The organism is Thauera sp. (assembly GCF_035444905.1).
Taxonomy (GTDB): domain Bacteria; phylum Pseudomonadota; class Gammaproteobacteria; order Burkholderiales; family Rhodocyclaceae; genus Thauera.
Genome location: NZ_DAOMPS010000006.1, coordinates 35327 through 56858, shown reverse-complemented (window position 1 = coordinate 56858; position 21532 = coordinate 35327). Strand labels below are relative to the sequence as shown.

The window sequence follows — 21532 nt, the reverse complement described above, 5'->3', positions numbered from 1 at the left end:
GAACCGATAAGCAGGATCGATGCCAAATCATAAATCCATGTTTTATTTGTTATTTTTTACTCTGCCGGCTTTGAACTCATGGTCGTGTTACATTGAAGTAACCCTTATGGAAAAAGGGGTTACCCGCGCGTAACATCGAGCAATCCGCGTTACGCCAAGGTAACGTCCGAGCCGCCGGCAACGAGGAGGAGACCCGTGCCTGCCACACTGCACACCGCGTCGCAAACGCGCCGACTTGCCCTCCTGGCGCTGGCCAGCCTGCCACTCGGGCTCTCCCTGCCCCGGCGTGCCATTGCCTCCGAAACGCCCTTGCGCATCGGCCTGACGCCAGTTTTCCTGGATGACCGCGTGGGCGTACTCGAACGCTGGCGTCGCTACATCGAAGTGCGCATGGATCGGCCAGTGCAGTTTGTCCAGCGCGGCAGCTACCGCGACGTGCTGCGCCTGGTGGTGGACGGTGATACGGATCTCGCCTGGCTCTGTGGCTTTCCCTACTGGCGTAACCGGGACCGGCTGAAGCTGGTCGCGACACCGGTATTCCGTGGCGAACCGCTCTACCGCGCCTACCTGATCCGCAACCACGAGCATGTCGAGATCGACAGCCTGGGGACGCTGCGAGGCCAGGTGTTCGCCTACGCCGACCCCGACTCCAACTCGGGCTTTCTCTACGTGCAGCACAGGCTGCGGCAAGCGGGGCAGATTCCGGCGGAATTCTTCGGGCGCACGTTCTTCACCTGGGGGCACCGGCGGGTGGTGGAGGCCGTCGCCGTCAATCTTGCCCAGGGGGGCGCCGTCGACGGCTATGTCTGGGAGGCACTTGCCCAGACCCATCCCGAGCTCACCTCGGCGACACGCATCATCGAGCAGTCACCTCCCTTCGGCTTTCCGCCGATCGTCGCTTCATCGCGCCTGCCACCGGTCGATCTGGCCGCCGCGCGCGCCCTTCTGCTTGGCATGCACGACGACGCCGAGGGGCGCGAACTGCTGAACCTGTTGGTGCTCGACGGCTTCACGCTGGCCCCGCCGTCGCTGTATGACAGCATCGGTGCAATGGCCGACGCGCCATGACCCGCCACCCCGCCGCCTCAATCGTGACCCGGGCCCCCCGCCGTCTGCCGGATCGCCGCCCATGCTGACCCTCAAGAACCTGAGTTTCCGCTACAAGATCGCCTTGCGCGGCAGTGCGCTGGTCGTCACCACGGCCGTTCTGCTGACCAGTGTCCTGGTTGCCCGTGAGCACGAGGAACTGCGGCGCGACCTCGACGAGAACGCCGTGCAACTGGGCACCACGCTGTCCCAGAACCTGATCAGCCCGATCGTGCAGGACGACGTCTGGCGCGCCTACCAGCTGCTGCGTGCGCCGCTCGCCACTGACGACAGCCGTGCGCGCGAACGCCTCCCCACCGCGATCGTGTTGTTCGATCGCAACCTCAAGGTCCTCGCCAGCTCCAGTCCAACCCGCTACCCCCTGCTCTCCGACCCCGAAGCCCTGCCCGGTTTCGGCGGCGTCGCGCCCTGGGTACGTGCCTCACCGACCCTGCCGAGCACGCGCGTGATCGACGCCGACGAGGACACCATTGCCCTGGTCATGCCGATCGTCGCCGACGGCGTATCACTCGCTCACCTGGCCCTGGTCTATTCGGACGAGGGCATTCGCGCGCGGGCCGCACGGCTCGTCGAGCGTTCGGTGCTCTACACCCTGGGCCTGCTCGCACTGATCCTGCCCATCACCTGGTATTGGGGGCACCGCATGGCGCAACCCCTGGTTCAGCTCGCGGACGGCATGAGTCGCGTCGGCACGAGCCTGCCCGACGAGGTGAGCCTCGACCTGGAAGAGTCGCAGGACGAGATCGGCCGCGCCGGCACCGCATTCCGCAACATGCTTGCAGTCTTGCGGCAGCAGGCCGCGCTCGAGCAGGAAGTGATGGTGAACGAGCGCCTCGCCGCCCTCGGCCGGCTGGCCGCCGGCGTCGCCCATGAGATCAACAACCCCCTGGGCGGCATGCTCAATGCGGTCGACACCTGGCGGCGGCACGGCGGCGACCGTGCGCAGATCGACAAGACCCTGTCGATGATCGAGCGCGGCCTGCTGCAGATCCGCGACACGGTCTCGGCCTTGCTGGTCGAGGCCAAACCTTCCGGCAAGCCGCTTGCCCGGGAGGACTTCGACGACATCCATACCCTGATCGCCAGCGACCTTTCTTCGCACGGGGTACAGCTCGATTGGACGATCCGGCTCGAGGCCAACGTCTATCCCCTCCCCGCCACCCTTGTCCGCCAGGTCCTGCTCAACCTGCTGCTCAATGCCATTCAGGCGGTGCCAGCCGGCGGGCGGGTCGAACTCGACGCGTGTGTCGAACGGGGTGTGCTCAGATTCGAGGTCGCCAACGAGGGCTGCCCGATTCCCCCCGAGCGCCTCGGCACCCTGTTCGAGCCCCTGATCAGCGGCCGCCCCCAGGGGCACGGATTGGGCCTGTGGGTGAGTTATCAGATCGTCAATCAACTGGGTGGGCGTATCGCCGTGCGCAGCGACGCGAGCGTCACGCGCTTCATCGTCGAACTTCCGGTCGACCCGGCAACCGGCAAGGAATCCGAATCATGAAAGGCCCGCTTCTGATCGTCGAAGACGACGAGATCATGGGTGAGTCCCTGGTCGATCGCTTCCAGCTCGAGGGCTACGAAGTCGCCTGGTGCAAGCGCGCCGAGGAAGCGCTCGAGCGTCTGCGCACCACCCCGTTCGGGCTCATCCTGAGCGACTTGCGCCTGCCGGGGATGGACGGCCGCGCGCTGCTGCGCGAGTTGCGCCGACTGATGGCGATCGCGCCACCCTTCATCCTCATTACCGGCCATGGCTCGGTCACCGACGCCGTGGCGGCACTGCACGAAGGCGCAACCGACTACATCACCAAGCCCTTCGACCTCAACAAGCTGGTGGAGAAGGTCGAAGCGCTGTGCCTGAATACACAGAACGGCGCTGCCAGTGCATGCCTGGGGGTGTCGCCAGCCATGCGCCAGATCGACATGATGCTGCCACGCATTGCGGCGCAGGCATCGACGATCCTGTTGACCGGCGAGTCCGGTGTCGGCAAGGAATGCGTGGCCCGCCGCCTGCACGAACTGGGCAGCCGATCCGAAGGCGCCCCCTTCATCGCCCTGAACTGCGCCGCCATGCCCGCGGAGTTGCTGGAGGCCGAACTGTTCGGCTACGAGAAGGGCGCTTTCACCGGCGCCACCCGCAGCAAGCCCGGCCTGTTCGAAGCAGCCTCGGGCGGCACCCTCTTCCTCGACGAGATCGGCGAGCTGGCGCTGTCGCTGCAGGCCAAGCTGTTGCGCGCGGTGCAGGAACGCGAGGTGATGCGGCTCGGTGCCCAAAGCGTGATGAAGTTCGACGCGCGGCTGATCTTCGCCACCAATCGCGATCTGCGCGCAGAGGTCGAACAGGGGCGCTTTCGCGAGGATCTGTACTACCGCATCAATGTCATCCACCTGCGCATTCCACCGCTGCGCGAGCGCCCGGAAGACATCCCCTGGCTGGCACAGGGCTTCATCAATGAATTCGCCCGTCGCACACCGGGGGAGCATCGCGCCCTCACCCCGGATGCACTGGAGGGCCTGAGCCGCTACCCCTGGCCAGGCAATGTCAGGGAGTTGCGCCACGCGATCGAACGGGCGTGCATCCTCAGCACCCACCCGCTGATCAGCACAAGCGACTTGATGGAGCCGACCGCGAACATGACGTCAGCGTCCCCCGCCAGACCGAGCACGCCGCAGACCGGAGCCGGTTATGACCTGACCGCCTATCTGCAGAGCTGCGAGCGCGAATTCATCCTCGACACCCTGCGTGCGCACGAGGGCAAGGTCATGACCACCGCCAAGGCCCTGGGCATCAGTCGCAAGAGCCTGTGGGACAAGATGCGCAGGCTTGGCCTGAAGAACAACGAACCCGACGCCGACTGAACGCCGGCCTGACGCGCGCCGGACAGGCAGAAAAAAGCCCGGGCGCTTTCGGGCCCGGGCCAAATCCACACCAAGGAGGAGGGTGGAGGAGACGGTTCAGATGCTAGACGAAGGCATTGTGCATTGCAACAGCCTCGCCAATGATTATTCTTATCGTTTAATCAGCAAAGCGCCTTGAGTCTCCCCGGTTTCCTCCCGGCGCCCTCGCCTATTTCCGCCCGCTGCGCCAGATCGACAGCAGCACCCACAGCCCGCCGCACACCGCGCCGAGAAAGCCGAGCAGGCCGATCGTGTGCAGCCCGCCGAAGGCAGGGTCGCGCATCACGCTCATGACGATGGCGGTGCCGATGATGAGCGCAGCAGTGACGATGCCGATCGTCATGCGGCTGATGGCGCGGTCGAGCTGATCGACCGCGCGCTCGAGCGAGACCACGTCGATCTGCAACTGCAGCTTGCCGCGGCGGCCGGCGCGCAGCAGGTCGCTGAGGTCCTGCGGCAGGCCGGCGAGCAGATCGCCCATGGCACGCAGGCTGCGCAGCGAGCGCCGGGCGATGGCCGACGGCGCACGATGGGCCAGCAAGGTCTGCTGCAGCAGCGGCTGCGCCTCGCCGGCAATGTCGAATTCGGGGTCGAGCTGGCGACCGAGGCCCTCGAGGGTGATGAAGGCCTTGATCAGCAGCGACAGATCGGGGGGCAGGACGAGTCCATGGTCGCGCAACAAGGCCATCAGGTCGGACAGCATCGCGCCGAGGTCCAGCCGCTTGAGTGGCACGCCCTTGTATTGATCCACGAAGGCATCGATGTCGCGCCGCAGGCGCTCGGCATCGGCGCTCAGATCGCCCTCGCGCCATTCGAGCAGCACCTCGGCCACGGCCGCTGAATCGCCGCTGACCAGGCCATACAACAGCAGCGCCACCTCATGGCGACGCGCCTCGGACAAACGACCGACCATGCCGAAGTCGATGAAGGCGATGCGGTTATCGGGCAGGTAAAAGACGTTGCCCTGGTGCGGATCGGCGTGGAACAGGCCGTCCTCGAGCATCATCTTGAGCACCGCCGCCGCGCCGCGGCGCGCGAGCAGCTTGCGGTCCAGACCGGCCGCATCGACCCGCGTGAGCTCGCGCCCCGGGATGCCGTCGACGTAGTCCTGGACATTGAGGCGCTCGCCGCACCAGGCCCAGTGGATGCGCGGGATGACGATCTCGGGGTGGTCGGCGAAGTGCGCGGCGACACGCTCTGCATTGCGGCATTCGGCGGCGAAATCGAGCTCGCGCCGCAGCGACAGGGTGAACTCGCGCACCACCTCGCGCGGCTGATAGCGCCGCAGATCTGGCGCCTCGGATTCGATGATGTCGGCCAGGCGGGCAAGCAGATGGAGGTCGGCTTCAACGACGCGGCGGATGCCGGGGCGGCGCACCTTGAGCACCACCTCGCGACCGTCGGCGAGGCGGGCGCGGTGAACCTGCGCCAGCGAGGCCGCCGCCAGCGGCTCACGGCGCAAATCGGTGAAGACGGTCTCAGGCGGCTCGCCGAGGTCCTCGCACAACTGGGCGTGGATGGCCTCGAACGGCGTCGCCGGCGCTGCATCCTGCAGCTTGCCGAACTCGGCGATCCACTCGGGCGCAAACAGATCCACCCGCGTGGCCAGCACCTGGCCAAGCTTGATGAAGGTGGGGCCGAGCTCCTCGAGCGCTCGGCGCACGCGCGCGGGGGATTCCTCGCGCGCCAGTTCCTCGGGGGCGCGCCAGTGCAGGACCTTGCCGGCGCGCTCGAGCGCCGCCCCCAGCCCGACCCGGCGGACGAGGTCGCTGAAGCCGTAGCGGATCAGGACGGTGGCAATTTCCTGCGCGCGCGCAAGGTCACGCGCGGCGCCGATGGCCTGCCACAGCATCAGTCGCGGCGGTCGGGCTCGCGTTGTTCGGACGCCCCCGGCTGCAGCCGATCGGCAAGACCGCGCAGCACGCCGGCAGCCAGGCTGGCGAAGAGTTCGGCCTGGTTGCGCATGGTGCGCACCCCGCCGTCGAACTGCGCGCGCGCAAGCTCGCCCGCAGCCTGCCCGAGCTGGCCGAGTGCATCGCGGACCCGGCCACCGACCGCGGTGCCGCTGCTGCGGGCATGCTCGGCAAGGTCGCGCAGCGTGGCCTGGGCCTGGCCGCTGGTGGCGCGCGCCGCGTCGCCCAGGGCCGCGATGAAGTCGCCCTCGAGCGTGGACAACTGGTCGAGCGACTGCTTGAGGTCCTCGCGCGAGAACTCGCTGCTGCGCCCGATCGCCTCCTGCACCGCGAGCTGGGTGGCCTGGGCGGCGGTCGCCAGCGCATCGTCGAGCCCACGCATCGCGTCCTTCAGCGCCTCGGTGTGGCGTGCATCGACGTCCACCCTGGCCTGCTGTGCGCCGCGGATGACCGCCCCCATCACCTCGCGCAGGCCTTGTGCATCCAGCGTCCCGCGACTGAGGGCGTCGAGCGTGATGGTGCGCACGCGCTCGGCGATGCCTGCTGAATCCGCCTCGACCGCGACCTGCACTTCGCGTTCGAGCCCGCTCGTGTCCTGTGTCATCTTCGATCTCCTCGTTTCGGCACGCGCCCTGAGTGTGGCCCGTGTGCTACCGCCATGATACGCGCGTGGCGCATCGGCGGCTGCGCGCCGGCGGCGGCCGGCTTGCTGCCACCGGGCGATTCTGCTATTAAGTCGGCTCTCTCCAATCACCAACCTACGGAAGTTGATTCATGGCTGACGATACCCTGCACAAGCAATTCCCGCCCTATGTCCCTGCAGCCGGCGAGGAATACATGAGCGAGAAGCAGCTGGCCCACTTCCGCGACATCCTGAGTTCGCTGAAGGGCGAGCTGATGGAGGATATCGAACGCACCGTACATACGATGCAGGACGAGGCCACCGTGTTCGCCGACCCCAACGACCGCGCCAGCCAGGAGTCGGACATCGCCCTCGAGCTGCGCAACCGCGACCGCGAGCGCAAGCTGATCAAGAAGATCGACGAGGCGCTGGGCCGCATCGAGGAAGGCGAGTACGGCTACTGCGACAGCTGTGGCGTGGAGATCGGTCTCAAGCGCCTCGAGGCGCGCCCGACGGCCACCATGTGCATCGACTGCAAGACGCTGGAAGAAATGCGCGAGCGCCAGGTCGCGAAATAATCCGCCGGGCCCGCTGCGGCCGGCACAGGCAACAAAAAAGGACGCGGCGTGCGTCCTTTTTTGTTGCTGCGAGCGTTTCGCCGCGCGGCGGGCCGAAGCCCGCCGCCGGGATCAGCCGGCGTTTTCGCCCAGCAGCGCCTTCATGCTCAGGCGGATCTTGCCGCGCTCGTCGGTCTCGAGCACCTTCACACGCACGACCTGGCCTTCCTTCAGGTAGTCCGACACGTTGTTCACGCGCTCGTTGGCGATCTGCGACACATGCAGCAGGCCATCGCGGCCCGGCATGATGTTGACGATGGCGCCGAAGTCGAGCAGACGCACGACCGGACCTTCGTAGACCTTGCCGACCTCGACTTCGGCGGTGATCGCCTCGATCTTGGCCTTCGCCACCTGCGCGCCCTCGGCGCTCACCGACGAGATCTTGATCGAGCCGTCGTCCTCGATCTCGATCACGGTGCCGGTCTCTTCCTGCAGCGCGCGGATCACCGCACCGCCCTTGCCGATCACATCGCGGATCTTCTCCGGGTTGATCTTCATGTTGATCATGCGCGGCGCGTACTCGGAGACCTCGCCGCGGCTGCTGCCGAGCGACTGCTGCATCAGGCCGAGGATGTGCAGGCGGCCTTCCTTGGCCTGCTCGAGCGCGGCATGCATGATCTCCTTGGTGATGCCCTGGATCTTGATGTCCATCTGTAGGCCGGTGATGCCGTTCACGGTACCGGCGACCTTGAAGTCCATGTCGCCGAGGTGGTCCTCGTCGCCCAGGATGTCGGTCAGCACGGCGAAGCGGTTGCCGTCCTTGATCAGGCCCATGGCGATGCCGGCGACGTGGTTCTTCAGCGGCACGCCGGCATCCATCATCGCGAGCGAGCCGCCACACACCGAGGCCATCGACGAGGAGCCGTTGGATTCGGTGATCTCGGACACCACGCGCACGGTGTAGGAGAACTCCTCAGCCTTGGGCAGCATGGCAACCAGCGAGCGCTTGGCCAGGCGGCCGTGGCCGACCTCGCGGCGCTTGGTCACGCCGAAGCGGCCGGTCTCGCCGGTGCAGAAGGGCGGGAAGTTGTAGTGGAGCAGGAAGCGCTCCTTGTACTCGCCGGCGATGGCGTCGATGATCTGCTCGTCGCGGCCGGTGCCCAGGGTGGCGACCACCAGGGCCTGCGTTTCGCCACGGGTGAACAGCGCCGAACCATGGGTGCGCGGCAGCACGCCGGTGCGGATCTCGATCGGCCGCACGGTGCGGGTGTTGCGCCCGTCGATGCGCGGCTCGCCATTGAGGATTCGGCTGCGGACGATGCCCGACTCGAGGTTGAAGAAGAGGTCCTTCAGTTCATTGACCGAGGGCGCGTTGTCGACGCCTTCGGTGAGCTGGCCGATCACGCGCTTGCGGATCTCGGACAGACGCGCCGAGCGCTCCTGCTTGCTGGTGATGCGGAAGGCGTCTTCCATCTCGGCCTTGGCGAGCTCGGTGACCTTGGCGATCAGCGGCTCGTTGGCGGGCGGCGCCTGCCAGTCCCACTCGGGCTTGCCGGCCACTTCGACCAGCTCGTTGATGGCCTTGATCGCGGTCTGCATCTGCTCGTGACCGAACACCACGGCGCCGAGCATCACGTCTTCGGGCAGCTCCTGCGCTTCGGACTCGACCATCAGCACGGCGGTCTGGGTGCCGGCCACGACCAGGTTCATCTGGCTGCTCTGGAGTTCGGTGGCGGTCGGGTTGAGGACGTACTGGCCGCCGAGGTAGCCGACACGGGCAGCGCCGACCGGGCCGTTGAAGGGCAGGCCGGAGATGGCGAGCGCGGCCGAGGCACCGATCATCGCCGGGATGTCGGAATCGATCTCGGGGTTCAGCGACAGCACGGTGACGATGACCTGCACCTCGTTCATGAAGCCATCGGGGAAGAGCGGGCGGATCGGACGGTCGATCAGGCGCGAGGTGAGGATTTCCTTCTCGCTCGGACGACCTTCGCGCTTGAAGAAGCCACCCGGGATGCGGCCCGCGGCGTAGAACTTCTCGACGTAATCGACGGTGAGCGGGAAGAAGTCCTGACCCGGACGTGCTTCCTTGGCACCGACCACGGTGGCCAGCACGACGGTTTCGTCCATGTTGACGATGACTGCGCCACCGGCCTGGCGGGCAACTTCGCCGGTCTCGAGGGTGACGGAGTGGGCGCCGTAGGCGAAGGTTTTCTTGATTGCGGTAGGCAAGGTTTTATTCCTTTTTCGGTTGATGCAGCGAACTACAACTGCTTGCGGCGCCTGCCCTGCGGCAATGCAGCGCGGCCCCGCGGAACGACGGACGCGACAGCGAACGCCAGACAGCAAAAAGCCGGCGCGGCCGCAGGGGCACGCACCGGCTTTGCTGGCTTACTTCGCCCTGATCGGCGCTGTCGGGCTCGTCACGGACGCAATTACTTGCGCAGGCCGAGACGCTCGATCAGATTGCGATAGCTGTCGGCGTTACGACCTTTCAGGTAGTCCAGCAGCTTGCGGCGCTGGCTGACCATTCGCAGGAGACCGCGGCGGGAGTGATGATCCTTGCCGTGCTCCTTGAAATGGGGGGCGAGCCCGTTGATGCGGGCGGTCAGGAGCGCAACCTGGACTTCCGGGGAGCCGGTGTCGCCTTGGGCGCGCTGAAAGTCGGAGACGATCTTCGACTTGGATGCGGTATCAAGAGCCATGTGTGTCTTTACTCGTATTTTCTGCCAATCAGAAGCCGCGGATTATACCCATAGCGGCACCAAAAACTCAATCGAAATCATGCCGATGCCACGGCAGCCTGGGTGCCGGTGGCGATCAGCCGGCGGGCCGCAAGACGCCCCGCTTCCTGCCATTGCCCCAGGCCAAGAAAGCCGCCGGGGCCATACACACGCACCAGCTCGCCGGCAGGACCATCGCCGAGCTGCAGCACCCTGCCCTGCAGCAGACCGCGGGCCGCTTCGTCGTCGAGCTCGACGGCGGCGAAGTCCGCCACCAGGGCGTCGGCCGCCTGCAGCAGGCCGTCGCGCTCGGCGCTCGCCTCGAGCGCCTCGAGCGACACCGCCTGGCTGAGCTGGAAACGACCGATGCCGGTCCGGCGCAGCGCGCACAGGTGTGCGCCGCAACCGAGCGCGGCACCGATGTCCATCGCCAGGCTGCGGATGTAGGTGCCCTTGCTGCAATGCACGCGGATGGTGAAGCGCTCACCCTCGAAGCCAAGCAGCTCGAGCGCATGAATACTGACCCGGCGCGCCTCGCGCTCGAGCTCAATGCCCTCGCGCGCATATTCGTACAAGGCCTTGCCGTCGCGCTTGAGCGCGGAGTACATCGGCGGCACCTGCTCGATGTCACCCCGAAAGCGCGCCAGCACGGCATTCAACTGGGCTTCGCTCACCGCCACAGGGTGCGTGGCGGTGACCGCCCCCTCCGCATCGCCACTGTCGGTTTCCACCCCGAGCTGCACCACCGCCTCGTAGGTCTTGTCGGCGTCGAGCAGCATCTGCGAGAACTTGGTCGCCTCGCCAAAGGTGAGCGGCAGCAGGCCGCTCGCCATCGGGTCGAGCGTGCCGGTGTGCCCGGCCTTGGCCGCGTTGAGCAGGCGCCGCGCGGTCTGCAGCGCGGCGTTGGAGCTTAAGCCCTGCGGCTTGTCGAGCAGCAGCACCCCGTCCACCTGGCGGCGGACGATCTTGCGCTGCGGCTGCTTCGGCCGGCGCGCACGCGCCGGCGCCTCAGGGCTTGGCGTCGCCGTCATTGCCCGCCTGGCCGTCATCCGGATGGCGCGCCTCGTCCTCGCGCACCACCTCGTCGATCAGCTTCGACAGCCGCGCGCCCTCCTCGACCGAGCGGTCGTAATGGAAGTGCAGCTCGGGGATGGTGTGGATGCGGATGCGGCGGCCGAGCTCACGGCGCAGGAAGCCACTCGCGCGGCGCAGGCCCTGCAGGATCTCGGGCACGTCGCCCTCCCCCGTCATGCAGGTGAAGTACACCTTCGCATGGGCGTAGTCGGGCGTGATCTCGACCTCGGTCAGCGTGATGAAGCCGACACGCGGATCCTTCACCTCGAGCCGGATCAGTTCGGCCAGCTCGCGGCGGATCTGCTCCACCACGCGCTGGCTGCGGGAATACTCCTTGGGCATCGCTTACAGGGTCCTCGCCACTTCCTTGATCTCGAACACTTCGAGCTGGTCGCCTTCCTTGATGTCGTTGTAGTTGCGCAGCTGCAGGCCGCACTCGTACCCGAACTTGACTTCCTTGACGTCGTCCTTGAAGCGCTTGAGCGACTCCAGCTCGCCGGTCCACAACACCGTGTGGTTGCGCAGCAGGCGCACATGCGAGCCACGCCGCACCACGCCTTCGAGCACGTAGCAGCCGGCGATGGAGCCGACCTTGGAGATCGTGAACACCTGGCGGATCTCGACCAGGCCGATCACTTCCTCGCGCTTCTCCGGTGCCAGCATGCCCGACAGCGCCGCCTTCACCTCATCGACCGCGTCGTAGATGATGTTGTAGTAGCGGATGTCGACGCCGAAGCTCTCGGCCAGCTTGCGCGCACCGGCATCGGCGCGGGTGTTGAAGCCGATGATGACCGCGCCCGAAGCCTGCGCCAGGTTGACGTCGGATTCGGAGATCGCACCGACCGCGGCGTGGATGACATTGACGCGGACTTCGTCGGTGGACAGCTTCTGCAGCGACTGCACCAGCGCTTCCTGCGAACCCTGCACGTCGGCCTTGATGATGAGCGGCAGGCTCTTGACCTCGCCCTCTGCCATCTGCTCCATGAGCGTCTCGAGCTTGGCCGCCTGCTGCTTGGCGAGCTTGACATCACGGAACTTGCCCTGACGGAAGAGCGCGATTTCGCGCGCCTTCTTCTCGTCGGCGAGCGCGATCGCCTCGTCGCCCGCTGCGGGCACGTCCGACAGACCGAGGATCTCGACCGGAATGGACGGACCGGCCTCGTCGATCTGCTTGCCGTTCTCGTCCAACATCGCGCGGATGCGGCCGAAGGTGGCACCGGCCAGCACCACGTCGCCCTTGCGCAGGGTGCCCGACTGCACCAGCAGCGAGGCGACCGGGCCGCGGCCCTTGTCCAGCCGCGCCTCGATGATCAAGCCCTTGGCCGGCGCTTCGACCGGCGCCGTCAGCTCCAGCACCTCGGCCTGCAGCAGCACGGCCTCGAGCAGTTCGTCGATGCCCGTGCCCTTCTTCGCCGACACCGGCACGAACATCGTGTCGCCGCCGTAGGCCTCGGGGATCACCGACTCCGCGATCAGCTCCTGCGTCACGCGCTCGGGGTTGGCGTCGGGCTTGTCGATCTTGTTGATCGCCACCACCAGCGGCACGCCGGCCGCCTTGGCGTGGTGGATGGCCTCGCGCGTCTGCGGCATCACGCCGTCGTCGGCCGCCACCACTAGGATGACGATGTCGGTGGCCTTGGCACCGCGGGCACGCATCGCCGTGAAGGCCTCGTGACCCGGAGTGTCGAGGAAGGTCAGCATGCCGCGTGCGGTCTCGACGTGATAGGCACCGATGTGCTGGGTGATGCCACCGAATTCGCCGGCCGCGACCTTGGCGGTACGGATGTAGTCGAGCAGCGAGGTCTTGCCATGGTCGACGTGACCCATGACGGTCACCACCGGCGCGCGCGGCAGGATCTCCGCGTCCTTCTGGGCTTCGCTCTCCTCGAGGAAGGCATCGGGGTCGTCGAGCTTGGCGGCCAGCGCCTTGTGGCCCATTTCCTCGACGATGATCATCGCCGTTTCCTGGTCCAGCACCTGGTTGATGGTGACCATCGAGCCCATCTTCATCAGGGCCTTGATCACCTCGGTCGCCTTGATCGCCATCTTGTGGGCGAGATCGGCGACGGTGATGGTTTCAGGCACATGCACTTCACGGACGATCGGCTCGGCCGGCGCCTGGAAGCTGGAGCGGTCGTCCTGCTGCTGACGCCCATGACGACCGCCGCTGCGGCCTGCGCCGCGCCAGTTGTTGCCGCCGGCGCCCGCACCGACTTCGCCGCGGGTCTTGAGCCCACCGCGGCGCTTGTTGGCGCCCTCCGCTTCGCGTGCCGGCGCCGGCGCCGGCGTGCGCTTGGGTTCGCGGCTGGCCGGCTTGTCCTCGGTCTTGGCCGGGCGGTGCAGTGTGCCGGTGGTGGCCTTGGCCGGCTTGGCGGCTTCTTCCTTCTTCTGCTGTTCGGCGCGGATGCGCGCCTCTTCCTCGGCCTTGCGTGCATCGGCCGCGGCGCGGGCAGCCGCCTCGCGCTCCTGGCGGGCACGCAGGTCGGCAGCCTGACGCTCCTTGAGCGCACGCTGGCGCGCCTCGTCGCGCTGGCGCGAGGCGATTTCCTCGTCGCTGAGAATCTCCGACAGCGGCAGCGGCTTGCTGAGCACGGTGGTGGTGACGGGCGCGGCCGCTTCGGGCCCGCGCTTGCCACCCTGCGGCCCACGGCCGGGCGCGCCCGGCGTCGGCCGGGACTCGACTTCGGCGGCGGGCGCCTCAAGCACGGGGGCGGCCTCGACCACGGACTCGGTCATGGGCGCCTGTTCGGCCACCGCTTCGACGGGTGCGGGGCTTTCCACGGTGGGCTCTTCGACCGCCCTGACCTCGGCCACGCCGGGCTCGGCCGCGCTGACGTCGGCAGCCGGTGCCTCGGCCTGCATCACCGGCGCGACTTCGGCCTGGACCTCGTCCACGGCGGCCGGCAGCTCGGCGCTCTCGGCCGCGGGCTCGCCGACGAACTCATCGCGCTTGACGAAGGTGCGCTTCTTGCGCACCTCGACCTGCACGGTGCGCGCGCGCCCGGTGGAGTCGGTGGCACGGATCTCTGTGGTCTGCTTGCGGGTCAGGGTGATCTTGCCCTTGGGCTGCGTGTCGCCATGCGAACGACGCAGGTACTCGAGCAGCCTGGCCTTGTCCTGTTCGGTGAGCAGGTCGGCGGCACCGGACTTCTCGACGCCGGCGCGCTTCAACTGCTCGAGCAGCACCGCGGCCGGCATTTTCAGTTCGCCGGCAAACTGGGTCACGCTCATCTGTTCCATTACTGCACTCCCATCATTCTTCGAACCAATGGGCGCGCGCAACGGAAATCAGCGCCTTGGCTCTTTCTTCGTCGATCCCGGCCATTTCGACCAGCTCGTCGACCGCGAGGTCGGCGAGGTCGTCACGGGTACGAATGCCCTTCTGGGCCAGTGTGGCGGCAAGGGTCTTCTCCATGCCTTCGAGGCCGAGCAGGTCATCCGAGACGTTCTCGAGCTGCTCTTCGGTGACGATCGCTTCGGTCAGGAGCACGTTGCGTGCGCGGTTGCGCAGCTCATTGACCGTATCTTCGTCAAAGGCCTCGATCTCCAGCATCTCGGCCAGCGGCACGTAGGCCACTTCCTCGAGCGAGGAGAAGCCTTCCTCGATCAGGATGTCGGCGAGTTCCTCGTCCACATCCAGCTTTTCCATGAACAAGGCGCGCAGGCCCTGCTGCTCCTGCGCGGTCTTCTCGGCCGACTCCTGCTCGCTCATCAGGTTGATGGTCCAGCCGGTGAGCTCGGAGGCGAGCTTGACGTTCTGGCCATTGCGACCGATGGCGATGGCGAGGTTGTTCTCGTCCACCACCACGTCCATGGCGTGCGCCTCCTCGTCGACGACGATCGAGACCACCTCGGCCGGCTGCAAGGCGGCGACCACGAACTGTGCCGGGTCGGCCGCCCACACGATGATGTCGATCTGCTCGCCGCCGATCTCGTTGCGCACCGCGGTGACGCGCGAACCGCGCAGGCCGACGCAGGTGCCGATCGGGTCGATGCGCTGATCGTTGGACTTGACCGCGATCTTGGCGCGCAGTCCGGGGTCACGCGCACAGGCCTTGAGCTCGAGCAGGCCGTCCTCGATCTCGGGCACCTCGAGCTCGAACAGCTTCATCAGGAATTCGGGCGCGGTGCGCGACAGCACCAGCTGCGGACCGCGGGCGCCGCGGTCGATGCGCAGCAGGAAGGCCTTGACGCGGTCGCCGACGCGCAGGTTTTCGCGCGGGATCTGCTGATCACGCGGCAGCACGGCTTCCATGCGCCCCACCTCGATGATCGCGCTGCCGCGCTCCATGCGCTTGATGGAACCCGAAACGAGGAATTCCTTGCGGTCGAGGAAGTCGTTGAGCACCTGCTCGCGCTCGGCATCGCGGATCTTCTGCAGGATCACCTGCTTGGCAGCCTGAGCGCCGATGCGACCGAAGTCGATCGGCTCGAGCTCTTCCTCGATGTAGTCGCCGATCTGCACATCCGGGCGCAGTTCGCGGGCGTCGATGATGCCCATCTCGGCTTCGTCGTTGCTCACCTCTTCATCGAGCATGACGAGCCAGCGACGGTGCGAGGTGTAGTCGCCGGTATCACGGTCGATCGCCACCACCACGTCGGCGTCGTCGTGGATGCGCTTCTTGGTCGCGGAGGCCAGCGCGGTTTCGAGCGCGGCAAAAACGATGTCCTTGGCGACGTTCTTCTCGCGCGCCAATGCATCAACAAGCAGCAGGATCTCGCGGCTCATTTCAGTAAAACCTCCACATCCACAGTCTCAAAATTGGGGTACAAGGCGGGCCTTCTCGATGTCGTCGAAGGGCAGCAGTACCTCGCCCTTTTCGGTGCGGAGCGCCACTGCGCCATCACGCACCCCCTCGATCACGCCCACGAAATTGCGTTGATTGCCGATCGGCAAGGACAAGCGGACCTGCGCCTGCTCGCCGGCGAAGCGCTCGAAATCGGCAAGCTTCTTGAGCGGGCGATCGAGCCCGGGCGACGACACCTCGAGGCGGTCGTAATCGATGTTCTCGACCTCGAACACGCGCTGCAACTGGTTGCTCACCGTGGCGCAGTCATCGACGGTGATGCCACGCTCGATGTCGAGAAAGACGCGCAGCAGCCGCCCCTTGGGCGAGAACTCGACATCCACGAGTTCGTATCCAAGACCGCTCACCACCTGCTCGATCAGTTGCTCGACATCTGTACGCATGCGCTCCTCGGCTTGCTCGACGCGTTCTTCAACCGGCGCCACATCGGGCGCCACAAATAAAAAATGGGCGAAACGCCCATCAAACAATTGCCCCTGCAGGGAATACACCGCTGGCCACAACCGCGTGACGGACGGTCGCTACCCGGTCATGCACCGCCGCCACAAAAGTGGCGCACAACCCGAAACCTATCCATCAAAGCCGCAGGAGTATAGCGCCAATACGCTGCGCGGGCAAACCATCGCAAGTCATCATTTGCGAGGGTCGTGCCCGGACAGCGGCCCGCTGGACGACGACAGGAGGACGGGCGAAGCGTTCGCAATCGATACGCGCCCTCAGCGTCCCTTGCCGCCGCCGTGCGGCTGGGTGCGATGCAGCTTCACCGGACGCTTGGCGCGCTCGTCGTGCTCGCGACTCTGTGGCATCGGCAGGCCGGCGAGGCGGCAGGCGTCGGCCTCGGGCATCTCCATCCACATGCCGCGCTTGAGCCGCGCCGGCAACTCGACGTTGCCGTAGCGCACGCGCATCAGCCGGCTCACGGTGAGACCGACCGCCTCGAACATGCGCCGCACCTCGCGGTTGCGCCCCTCGGAGATCGTCACCCGGTACCAGTGGTTGGCGCCCTCGCCGCCCTCATCGCGCAGCAGGTTGAACTTCGCCGCGCCATCCTCGAGCTGGATGCCCTCGGTCAGCGACTTCGCCTGCTCCTCGCTCAGTTCGCCAAGCACGCGCACGGCGTACTCGCGCTCGAGCTCGTAGCGTGGATGCATGAGCTTGTTGGCCAGCTCGCCGTCGTTGGTAAATAGCAGCAAGCCGGAGGTGTTGAAGTCCAGCCGCCCGACTGCGAGCCAGCGCCCCTTGCGCAGCAGTGGCAAGCGCTCGAAAACGGTGGGCCGGCCCTCGGGGTCGTCGCGCGACACGATCTCGCCTTCGGGCTTGTGGTAGATCAGCACACGCGGGCTGCGCTGGGTGAAGCGCAGCGGCACCAGCTTGCCGTTGACCTTGACACGATCGCCCGGACCGATCTTCTGCCCGAGCGAGGCCGGCAGGCCATTGACCGAGATGCGCCCCGCCACCACCCACTCCTCGATCTCGCGCCGGGAGGCGACGCCGGCCTGGGCCAGCACCTTCTGCAGGCGCTCGGGTTCGCTGAGCGTGGTCGGGGCGTTGCGCCCGCCCGCCTGGGGGCGGCCGCGCGCCGGGCGCTCGCCGCGCTCGGGCTGGCCAAGCGCCGACTGATGCGCCTCCGGATTGCGCGCCGGATCGCCCTCGATGCGGCGTCCGCGTAGCGCCGGGGCCCCGCCCGCGCGCGGCGGTCGAGGCGTACGCGGGCCGCGCGGGTCGGCGTTCAGGTGCGCGTCCTTGCCGCGCGGCTGCGCATCCTCGTCCTCGTGCCGTCCGTGACGAGGCGCACGCGGGTCGCGATCGAGGATCTCGATGGCGTCAGACTTCTTCTTCAGGGGCGGGCGTAGCGGCCGGTTCGGTTTGCGAGACATCGACGAGGTCCATGATGCGTTCAATTTCGGTCAGTGCCGGCAGCTCGGTCAGGCTGCGCAGCCCCATGTCATCGAGAAAGCGCCGGGTGGTGGCGAACAAGGCCGGCCGACCCGGGGTGTCACGGTGGCCGACGACATCGACCCAGCCGCGCGATTCAAGCGCTTTCAGCACGTTGGGCGACACCGTGACGCCGCGGATGTCCTCGATGTCACCGCGCGTGACGGGTTGCCGATAGGCGATGATCGCCAGTGTTTCCATCACCGCCCGCGAATAGCGCGGCGGCTTCTCCTCCTTCAGGCGATCCAGATAGACCTGGTACTCGGGCCGGGTCTGGAAGCGCCAGCCGCTGGCGAGCTGCACCAGCTCGACGCCGCGGTTGGCGTCAAACCACTCGGCGCGCAGCGTATCGAGCAGTCGGCGCACCAGGTCGGGACCGGGATCGTCGTCGAACAGCCGGCGCAGCTCGGACACCGGCAATGGCGCCGTCGCCGCCAGCAGGGCCGCCTCGACGATGCGCAAGTACGCCTCAGGCGTCGTTTCGGGTTCCATCGGCCAGCTTCACGTAAATCGGCGCAAAGGCCTCGTTCTGCGTCACATCGACCAGCCTTTCCTTCACCAGCTCGAGCACGGCGAGAAAGCTCACCACCAGCCCGGGCGCCCCCAGCCGGGCGTCGAACAGGGTATCGAACACCACGAAGGCGCCGTCGCCGAGCTTGCGCAGGATCGCCGTCATGTGCTCGCGCACCGACAACTGCTCGCGCCCGACGCGGTGGCTCTGGTTCAGCCTGGCCTTCTTCATGATGCGCAGCCACGCCAGTTGCAGATCATGCAGGCTGACCTCGGGCAGGCGCTCCACCACCTTCTCGGCGACGAACACGCCGACCCACTCGAAGTCGCGCTCGACGCGCGGCAGGGCGTCGAGGCGCACAGCCGCCAGCTTGATCTGCTCGTACTCGATGAGGCGGCGCACCAGCTCCGCGCGCGGGTCCTCTTCCTGCGCATCCTCGCGCGGCGGTCGCGGCAGCAGCATGCGCGACTTGATCTCGAGCAGCATCGCCGCCATCAGCAGGTACTCGGCCGCGAGTTCGAGATTGCTCGCCCGCATCGCCTCGACGTATTCGAGGTACTGCGCGGTGAGCGGCGCCATCGGGATGTCGAGCACATCGAGGTTGGCCTTGCGGATCAGGTACAGCAGCAGATCGAGCGGCCCCTCGAACGCCTCCAGGAACACCTGCAGGGCGTCGGGCGGAATATACAGGTCTTTAGGCAGTTCGAGCAGGGGCTGCCCGTAGATGCGCGCGACCGCGTCGAGGGCCTCCGCCTCGACCGGCGCCAGGTCGAGCGGCAGGTTCATCGGGCGTCCGTGCAGGCAGGCGCAGCCATCAGCCGTAATCCAGTCCCATCGACTCGCGCACGTCGCGCATCGTCTCCTGCGCCAGCTTGCGCGCGCGCTCGCAGCCGTCGGCGATGATGCTGCGCACCAGGGTCGGGTCGTCGAGATAGGGCTGAGCGCGCTCGTGCAGCACTTCCTGCTCCTTGAGGATGGCCTCGATCACCGGCTGCTTGCATTCCAGGCAGCCGATCCCTGCGCTGCGGCAGCCTTCCTGCACCCAGCCCAGCGTGCTCTCGTCCGAGTAGATCGCGTGCAGTTGCCAGACCGGGCAACGCTCGGGCTCGCCGGGGTCGGTGCGGCGCATGCGCGCCGGGTCGGTCTGCATGGTGCGCACCTTGCGCGTGACGCTGTCGGCGTCCTCGCGCAGATGGATGGTGTTGCCGTAGGACTTGGACATCTTCTGCCCATCGAGGCCGGGCATGCGCGCCGCGGACGTGAGCAGCGCCTCGGGCTCGACCAGGATCATCTTGCCGCTGCCCTCGAGGTAACCGTACAGGCGTTCGCGATCGCCCAGGCTGAGGTTCTGGGTTTCGTCGAGCAGGGCCTTGGCCTGCTCGAGCGCGTCGTCGTCGCCCTCCTGCTGGAAGCGGGTGCGCAGCTCGTGATAGAGGCGCGCGCGTTTGGAGCCGAGCTTGCGCACCGCGTCCCTGGCCTTGTCCTCGAAGCCGGCCTCGCGCCCATAGAGGTGGTTGAAGCGGCGCGCGAGCTCGCGCGTGATTTCGACATGCGGCACCTGGTCCTCGCCCACCGGCACCTTGTCGGCGCGGTAGATCAGGATGTCGGCCGACTGCAGCACCGGGTAGCCGAGAAAGCCGTAGGTCGACAGGTCACGGCCATCGCTGCGCTCCTGCTGGTCCTTCCAGCTCGGCACGCGCTCGAGCCAGCCGAGCGGCGCCATCATAGACAGCAGCAGGTGCAGCTCGGCATGTTCGGGAACGTGCGACTGGATGAAGAGCGTGGCCTGGGCGGGATCCACGCCGGCCGCGAGCCAATCGACGACCATGTCCCACACACTGTCGGCGATCACCGCAGGGGTGTCGTAATGCGTGGTCAGCGTATGCCAGTCGGCGACGAAAAAGAGGCAGGGATACTCCTCCTGCAGCTTCACCCAGTTTTTCAGCACGCCATGGTAGTGACCGAGGTGGAGTCGGCCACTGGGGCGCATGCCGGAAAGGACGCGTTCTGCGTACATGAGGAATCAGAAACCGAGGACAGTGGAGAGCAGGTAGCGGAAGCCGGCGATCAGCGGCCACAGGATGGTGCCGAGCACGCCGGTGAACAACAGCACGAGCAGGATCGGGAAACCATAGGGCTCGAGGCGTGCATAGCGCCAGGCGAGCCGATTGGGCAACAGGCTGACCGCGATGCGCCCGCCATCGAGCGGCGGGATCGGCAGCAGGTTGAGCACCATCAGCACCGCGTTGATCTGGATGCCGGCATCGGCCATCTTCAGCATCGCAATGGTGTAGGTGCCCGGCTCGGCGGTCGCCGCAAAACGGAACAGGATCGCCCAGCCGATCGCCATCACGAGGTTCATGAAGGGCCCGGCCGCCGCCACCCACAGCATGTCGGCCTTGGGATTGCGCAGGCGGCCGAAATTGACCGGCACCGGCTTGGCCCAGCCGAACAGGATGCCGCCCGCCCCCGCCAGCGAACTCAAGGCCAGGATGCCCGCCGGCACGAGGATGGTGCCGACCGGGTCGATGTGACGCAAGGGATTGAGCGTGATGCGCCCGGCCAGGTCCGCGGTCGGGTCGCCGAAATGGCGCGCGACGTAGCCGTGCGCCGCCTCGTGCAGCGTGATCGCGAGCAGCACGGGCAAGGCCCAGATCGCCAGGGTAGGTATCAGCGAATCCATGAAGGGCTCGATCGCAAACGCCGCATTCTATAGGCCGAAAGGCTCGAGCGGACCGCGGCCGGCACGCACGAGCACGGGCGAGCCCGAGGTGAGATCGATCACGGTGGTCGCCTCCGGCCCGCAGTAGCCGGCCTCGATGATCAGATCGACCTGCTTGCCGAGACGGTCGCGGATGTCGTCGGCGTCGCTCATCGGCAGATCCTCGCCGGGCAGGATCAGCGTCGAGGTGAGCAGCGGCCCCTCGATCTCGGCGAGCAGGGCCGACACCACGGCATGCTCGGGCACACGCAGGCCGATGGTCTTGCGCTTCGGGTGCAGAACGCGACGCGGCAACTCCTTCGTCCCCTCAAGGATGAAGGTGTACGGCCCGGGCGTGGTCGCCTTGAGCAGGCGGTACTGGCTGTTGTCGACACGCGCATAGGTGCCGATCTCGGAGAGATCACGGCACATCAGTGTGAAGTGGTGGCGCTCATCGACGCCGCGCAGGCGCCGGATGCGCTCGAGCAGTGCCGCGTCGCCGATCTGGCAGGCGAGCGCGTAGGCCGAATCGGTCGGCAGCACCACCAGACCGCCGCCGCGGATGATCTCGGCCGCCTGGCGCACCAGGCGCGGCTGCGGCTGCTCGGGGTGAAGGGAGAAGAACTGGGCCATGTCGGTATTGTCGTTATAGGGGTTCGGCGCGGGGCAGCCACACATCGGGGGATGGGACG

General features: G+C 67.0%; 19 protein-coding genes. 4 read left to right on the top strand and 15 right to left on the bottom strand.

From position 1 onward, the window contains the following. The first annotated feature begins 195 nt into the window (after positions 1-195). The 3 genes from PLC66_RS04425 (at position 196) to PLC66_RS04415 (ending at position 3957) form a co-directional block, all read left to right on the top strand. Positions 196-1068 (top strand): substrate-binding domain-containing protein, encoded by an 873-nt coding sequence (locus PLC66_RS04425; protein WP_324538035.1) that lies wholly within the window; start codon positions 196-198, stop codon positions 1066-1068. Positions 1069-1129: 61 nt separating this feature from the next. After that, the gene (locus PLC66_RS04420) at positions 1130-2602 is read left to right on the top strand and encodes a sensor histidine kinase (protein ID WP_324538034.1); all 1473 of its coding nucleotides are present in this window, start codon (positions 1130-1132) and stop codon (positions 2600-2602) included. Next, positions 2599-3957 (top strand): sigma-54-dependent transcriptional regulator, encoded by a 1359-nt coding sequence (locus PLC66_RS04415; protein ID WP_324538033.1) that lies wholly within the window; start codon positions 2599-2601, stop codon positions 3955-3957. Before PLC66_RS04420 ends, PLC66_RS04415 begins: the two co-directional genes overlap by 4 nt. A 208-nt stretch (positions 3958-4165) precedes the next feature. Here the strand turns inward: PLC66_RS04415 and PLC66_RS04410 are convergent, their stop codons facing one another. Then, positions 4166-5848: an ABC1 kinase family protein gene (locus tag PLC66_RS04410; protein ID WP_324538032.1), complete on the bottom strand. Its 1683-nt coding sequence runs from the start codon at positions 5846-5848 to the stop codon at positions 4166-4168. Further along, positions 5848-6513: a DUF6781 family protein gene (locus tag PLC66_RS04405; protein WP_324538031.1), complete on the bottom strand. Its 666-nt coding sequence runs from the start codon at positions 6511-6513 to the stop codon at positions 5848-5850. Before PLC66_RS04405 ends, PLC66_RS04410 begins: the two co-directional genes overlap by 1 nt. A gap of 170 nt (positions 6514-6683) precedes the next feature. Here PLC66_RS04405 and dksA point away from each other — a divergent pair, with 170 nt between their 5' ends. Next, a complete protein-coding gene (gene dksA / locus PLC66_RS04400; RefSeq protein WP_324538030.1) occupies positions 6684-7109 on the top strand; it encodes an RNA polymerase-binding protein DksA in 426 nt (141 codons plus the stop codon). Between the two features lie 111 nt (positions 7110-7220). Here dksA and pnp read toward each other — a convergent pair whose 3' ends face one another. From pnp to PLC66_RS04335, 13 genes are all read right to left on the bottom strand, one after another. Continuing rightward, positions 7221-9320: a polyribonucleotide nucleotidyltransferase gene (gene pnp, locus PLC66_RS04395; protein WP_324538029.1), complete on the bottom strand. Its 2100-nt coding sequence runs from the start codon at positions 9318-9320 to the stop codon at positions 7221-7223. A 203-nt stretch (positions 9321-9523) separates the two neighbouring features. Further along, the gene (gene rpsO / locus PLC66_RS04390; protein ID WP_324538028.1) at positions 9524-9793 is read right to left on the bottom strand and encodes a 30S ribosomal protein S15; all 270 of its coding nucleotides are present in this window, start codon (positions 9791-9793) and stop codon (positions 9524-9526) included. A gap of 77 nt (positions 9794-9870) precedes the next feature. Next, positions 9871-10842 (bottom strand): tRNA pseudouridine(55) synthase TruB, encoded by a 972-nt coding sequence (gene truB / locus PLC66_RS04385; RefSeq protein WP_324538027.1) that lies wholly within the window; start codon positions 10840-10842, stop codon positions 9871-9873. After that, on the bottom strand, positions 10820-11227 hold the full coding sequence (rbfA, locus tag PLC66_RS04380) for a 30S ribosome-binding factor RbfA (protein WP_324538026.1): 408 nt from the start codon (positions 11225-11227) through the stop codon (positions 10820-10822). Before rbfA ends, truB begins: the two co-directional genes overlap by 23 nt. 3 nt (positions 11228-11230) lie before the next feature. Then, positions 11231-14125 (bottom strand): translation initiation factor IF-2, encoded by a 2895-nt coding sequence (infB, locus tag PLC66_RS04375; protein WP_324538025.1) that lies wholly within the window; start codon positions 14123-14125, stop codon positions 11231-11233. 13 nt (positions 14126-14138) lie between these two features. Continuing rightward, positions 14139-15614, bottom strand: a complete 1476-nt coding sequence (nusA, locus tag PLC66_RS04370) for a transcription termination factor NusA (protein ID WP_324538024.1) — start codon at positions 15612-15614, stop codon at positions 14139-14141. A gap of 27 nt (positions 15615-15641) precedes the next feature. After that, positions 15642-16076, bottom strand: a complete 435-nt coding sequence (gene rimP / locus PLC66_RS04365; RefSeq protein WP_324538023.1) for a ribosome maturation factor RimP — start codon at positions 16074-16076, stop codon at positions 15642-15644. Between the two features lie 333 nt (positions 16077-16409). Beyond that, entirely contained in the window at positions 16410-17570 is a 1161-nt protein-coding gene (rluB, locus tag PLC66_RS04360; protein WP_324538022.1) for a 23S rRNA pseudouridine(2605) synthase RluB, read from the bottom strand. Then, entirely contained in the window at positions 17518-18120 is a 603-nt protein-coding gene (gene scpB / locus PLC66_RS04355; protein ID WP_324538021.1) for an SMC-Scp complex subunit ScpB, read from the bottom strand. Before scpB ends, rluB begins: the two co-directional genes overlap by 53 nt. Then, a complete protein-coding gene (locus tag PLC66_RS04350; RefSeq protein WP_324538020.1) occupies positions 18098-18925 on the bottom strand; it encodes a segregation and condensation protein A in 828 nt (275 codons plus the stop codon). The genes scpB and PLC66_RS04350 overlap by 23 nt, the downstream gene beginning before the upstream one ends. Before the next feature lie 28 nt (positions 18926-18953). Further along, positions 18954-20156: a tryptophan--tRNA ligase gene (locus tag PLC66_RS04345; RefSeq protein ID WP_324538019.1), complete on the bottom strand. Its 1203-nt coding sequence runs from the start codon at positions 20154-20156 to the stop codon at positions 18954-18956. Between the two features lie 6 nt (positions 20157-20162). Further along, entirely contained in the window at positions 20163-20822 is a 660-nt protein-coding gene (locus tag PLC66_RS04340; RefSeq protein ID WP_324538018.1) for a site-2 protease family protein, read from the bottom strand. Positions 20823-20849: 27 nt separating this feature from the next. Continuing rightward, positions 20850-21473 carry an L-threonylcarbamoyladenylate synthase gene (locus PLC66_RS04335; protein ID WP_324538017.1) on the bottom strand — a complete coding sequence of 208 codons (624 nt, stop codon included), beginning with the start codon at positions 21471-21473 and terminating at the stop codon, positions 20850-20852. Between the last annotated feature and the right edge of the window lie 59 nt (positions 21474-21532).

Coding starts and splice junctions, on each gene's coding strand:
- PLC66_RS04420 (WP_324538034.1), top strand. CDS start 1,130: ATGCTGACCCTCAAGAACCTGAGTTTCCGCTACAAGATCGCCTTGCGC.
- PLC66_RS04415 (WP_324538033.1), top strand. CDS start 2,599: ATGAAAGGCCCGCTTCTGATCGTCGAAGACGACGAGATCATGGGTGAG.
- PLC66_RS04410 (WP_324538032.1), bottom strand. CDS start 5,848: ATGCTGTGGCAGGCCATCGGCGCCGCGCGTGACCTTGCGCGCGCGCAG.
- PLC66_RS04405 (WP_324538031.1), bottom strand. CDS start 6,513: ATGACACAGGACACGAGCGGGCTCGAACGCGAAGTGCAGGTCGCGGTC.
- dksA (WP_324538030.1), top strand. CDS start 6,684: ATGGCTGACGATACCCTGCACAAGCAATTCCCGCCCTATGTCCCTGCA.
- rpsO (WP_324538028.1), bottom strand. CDS start 9,793: ATGGCTCTTGATACCGCATCCAAGTCGAAGATCGTCTCCGACTTTCAG.
- truB (WP_324538027.1), bottom strand. CDS start 10,842: ATGACGGCGACGCCAAGCCCTGAGGCGCCGGCGCGTGCGCGCCGGCCG.
- rbfA (WP_324538026.1), bottom strand. CDS start 11,227: ATGCCCAAGGAGTATTCCCGCAGCCAGCGCGTGGTGGAGCAGATCCGC.
- infB (WP_324538025.1), bottom strand. CDS start 14,125: ATGGAACAGATGAGCGTGACCCAGTTTGCCGGCGAACTGAAAATGCCG.
- nusA (WP_324538024.1), bottom strand. CDS start 15,614: ATGAGCCGCGAGATCCTGCTGCTTGTTGATGCATTGGCGCGCGAGAAG.
- rimP (WP_324538023.1), bottom strand. CDS start 16,076: ATGCGTACAGATGTCGAGCAACTGATCGAGCAGGTGGTGAGCGGTCTT.
- rluB (WP_324538022.1), bottom strand. CDS start 17,570: ATGTCTCGCAAACCGAACCGGCCGCTACGCCCGCCCCTGAAGAAGAAG.
- scpB (WP_324538021.1), bottom strand. CDS start 18,120: ATGGAACCCGAAACGACGCCTGAGGCGTACTTGCGCATCGTCGAGGCG.
- PLC66_RS04350 (WP_324538020.1), bottom strand. CDS start 18,925: ATGAACCTGCCGCTCGACCTGGCGCCGGTCGAGGCGGAGGCCCTCGAC.
- PLC66_RS04345 (WP_324538019.1), bottom strand. CDS start 20,156: ATGTACGCAGAACGCGTCCTTTCCGGCATGCGCCCCAGTGGCCGACTC.
- PLC66_RS04340 (WP_324538018.1), bottom strand. CDS start 20,822: ATGGATTCGCTGATACCTACCCTGGCGATCTGGGCCTTGCCCGTGCTG.
- PLC66_RS04335 (WP_324538017.1), bottom strand. CDS start 21,473: ATGGCCCAGTTCTTCTCCCTTCACCCCGAGCAGCCGCAGCCGCGCCTG.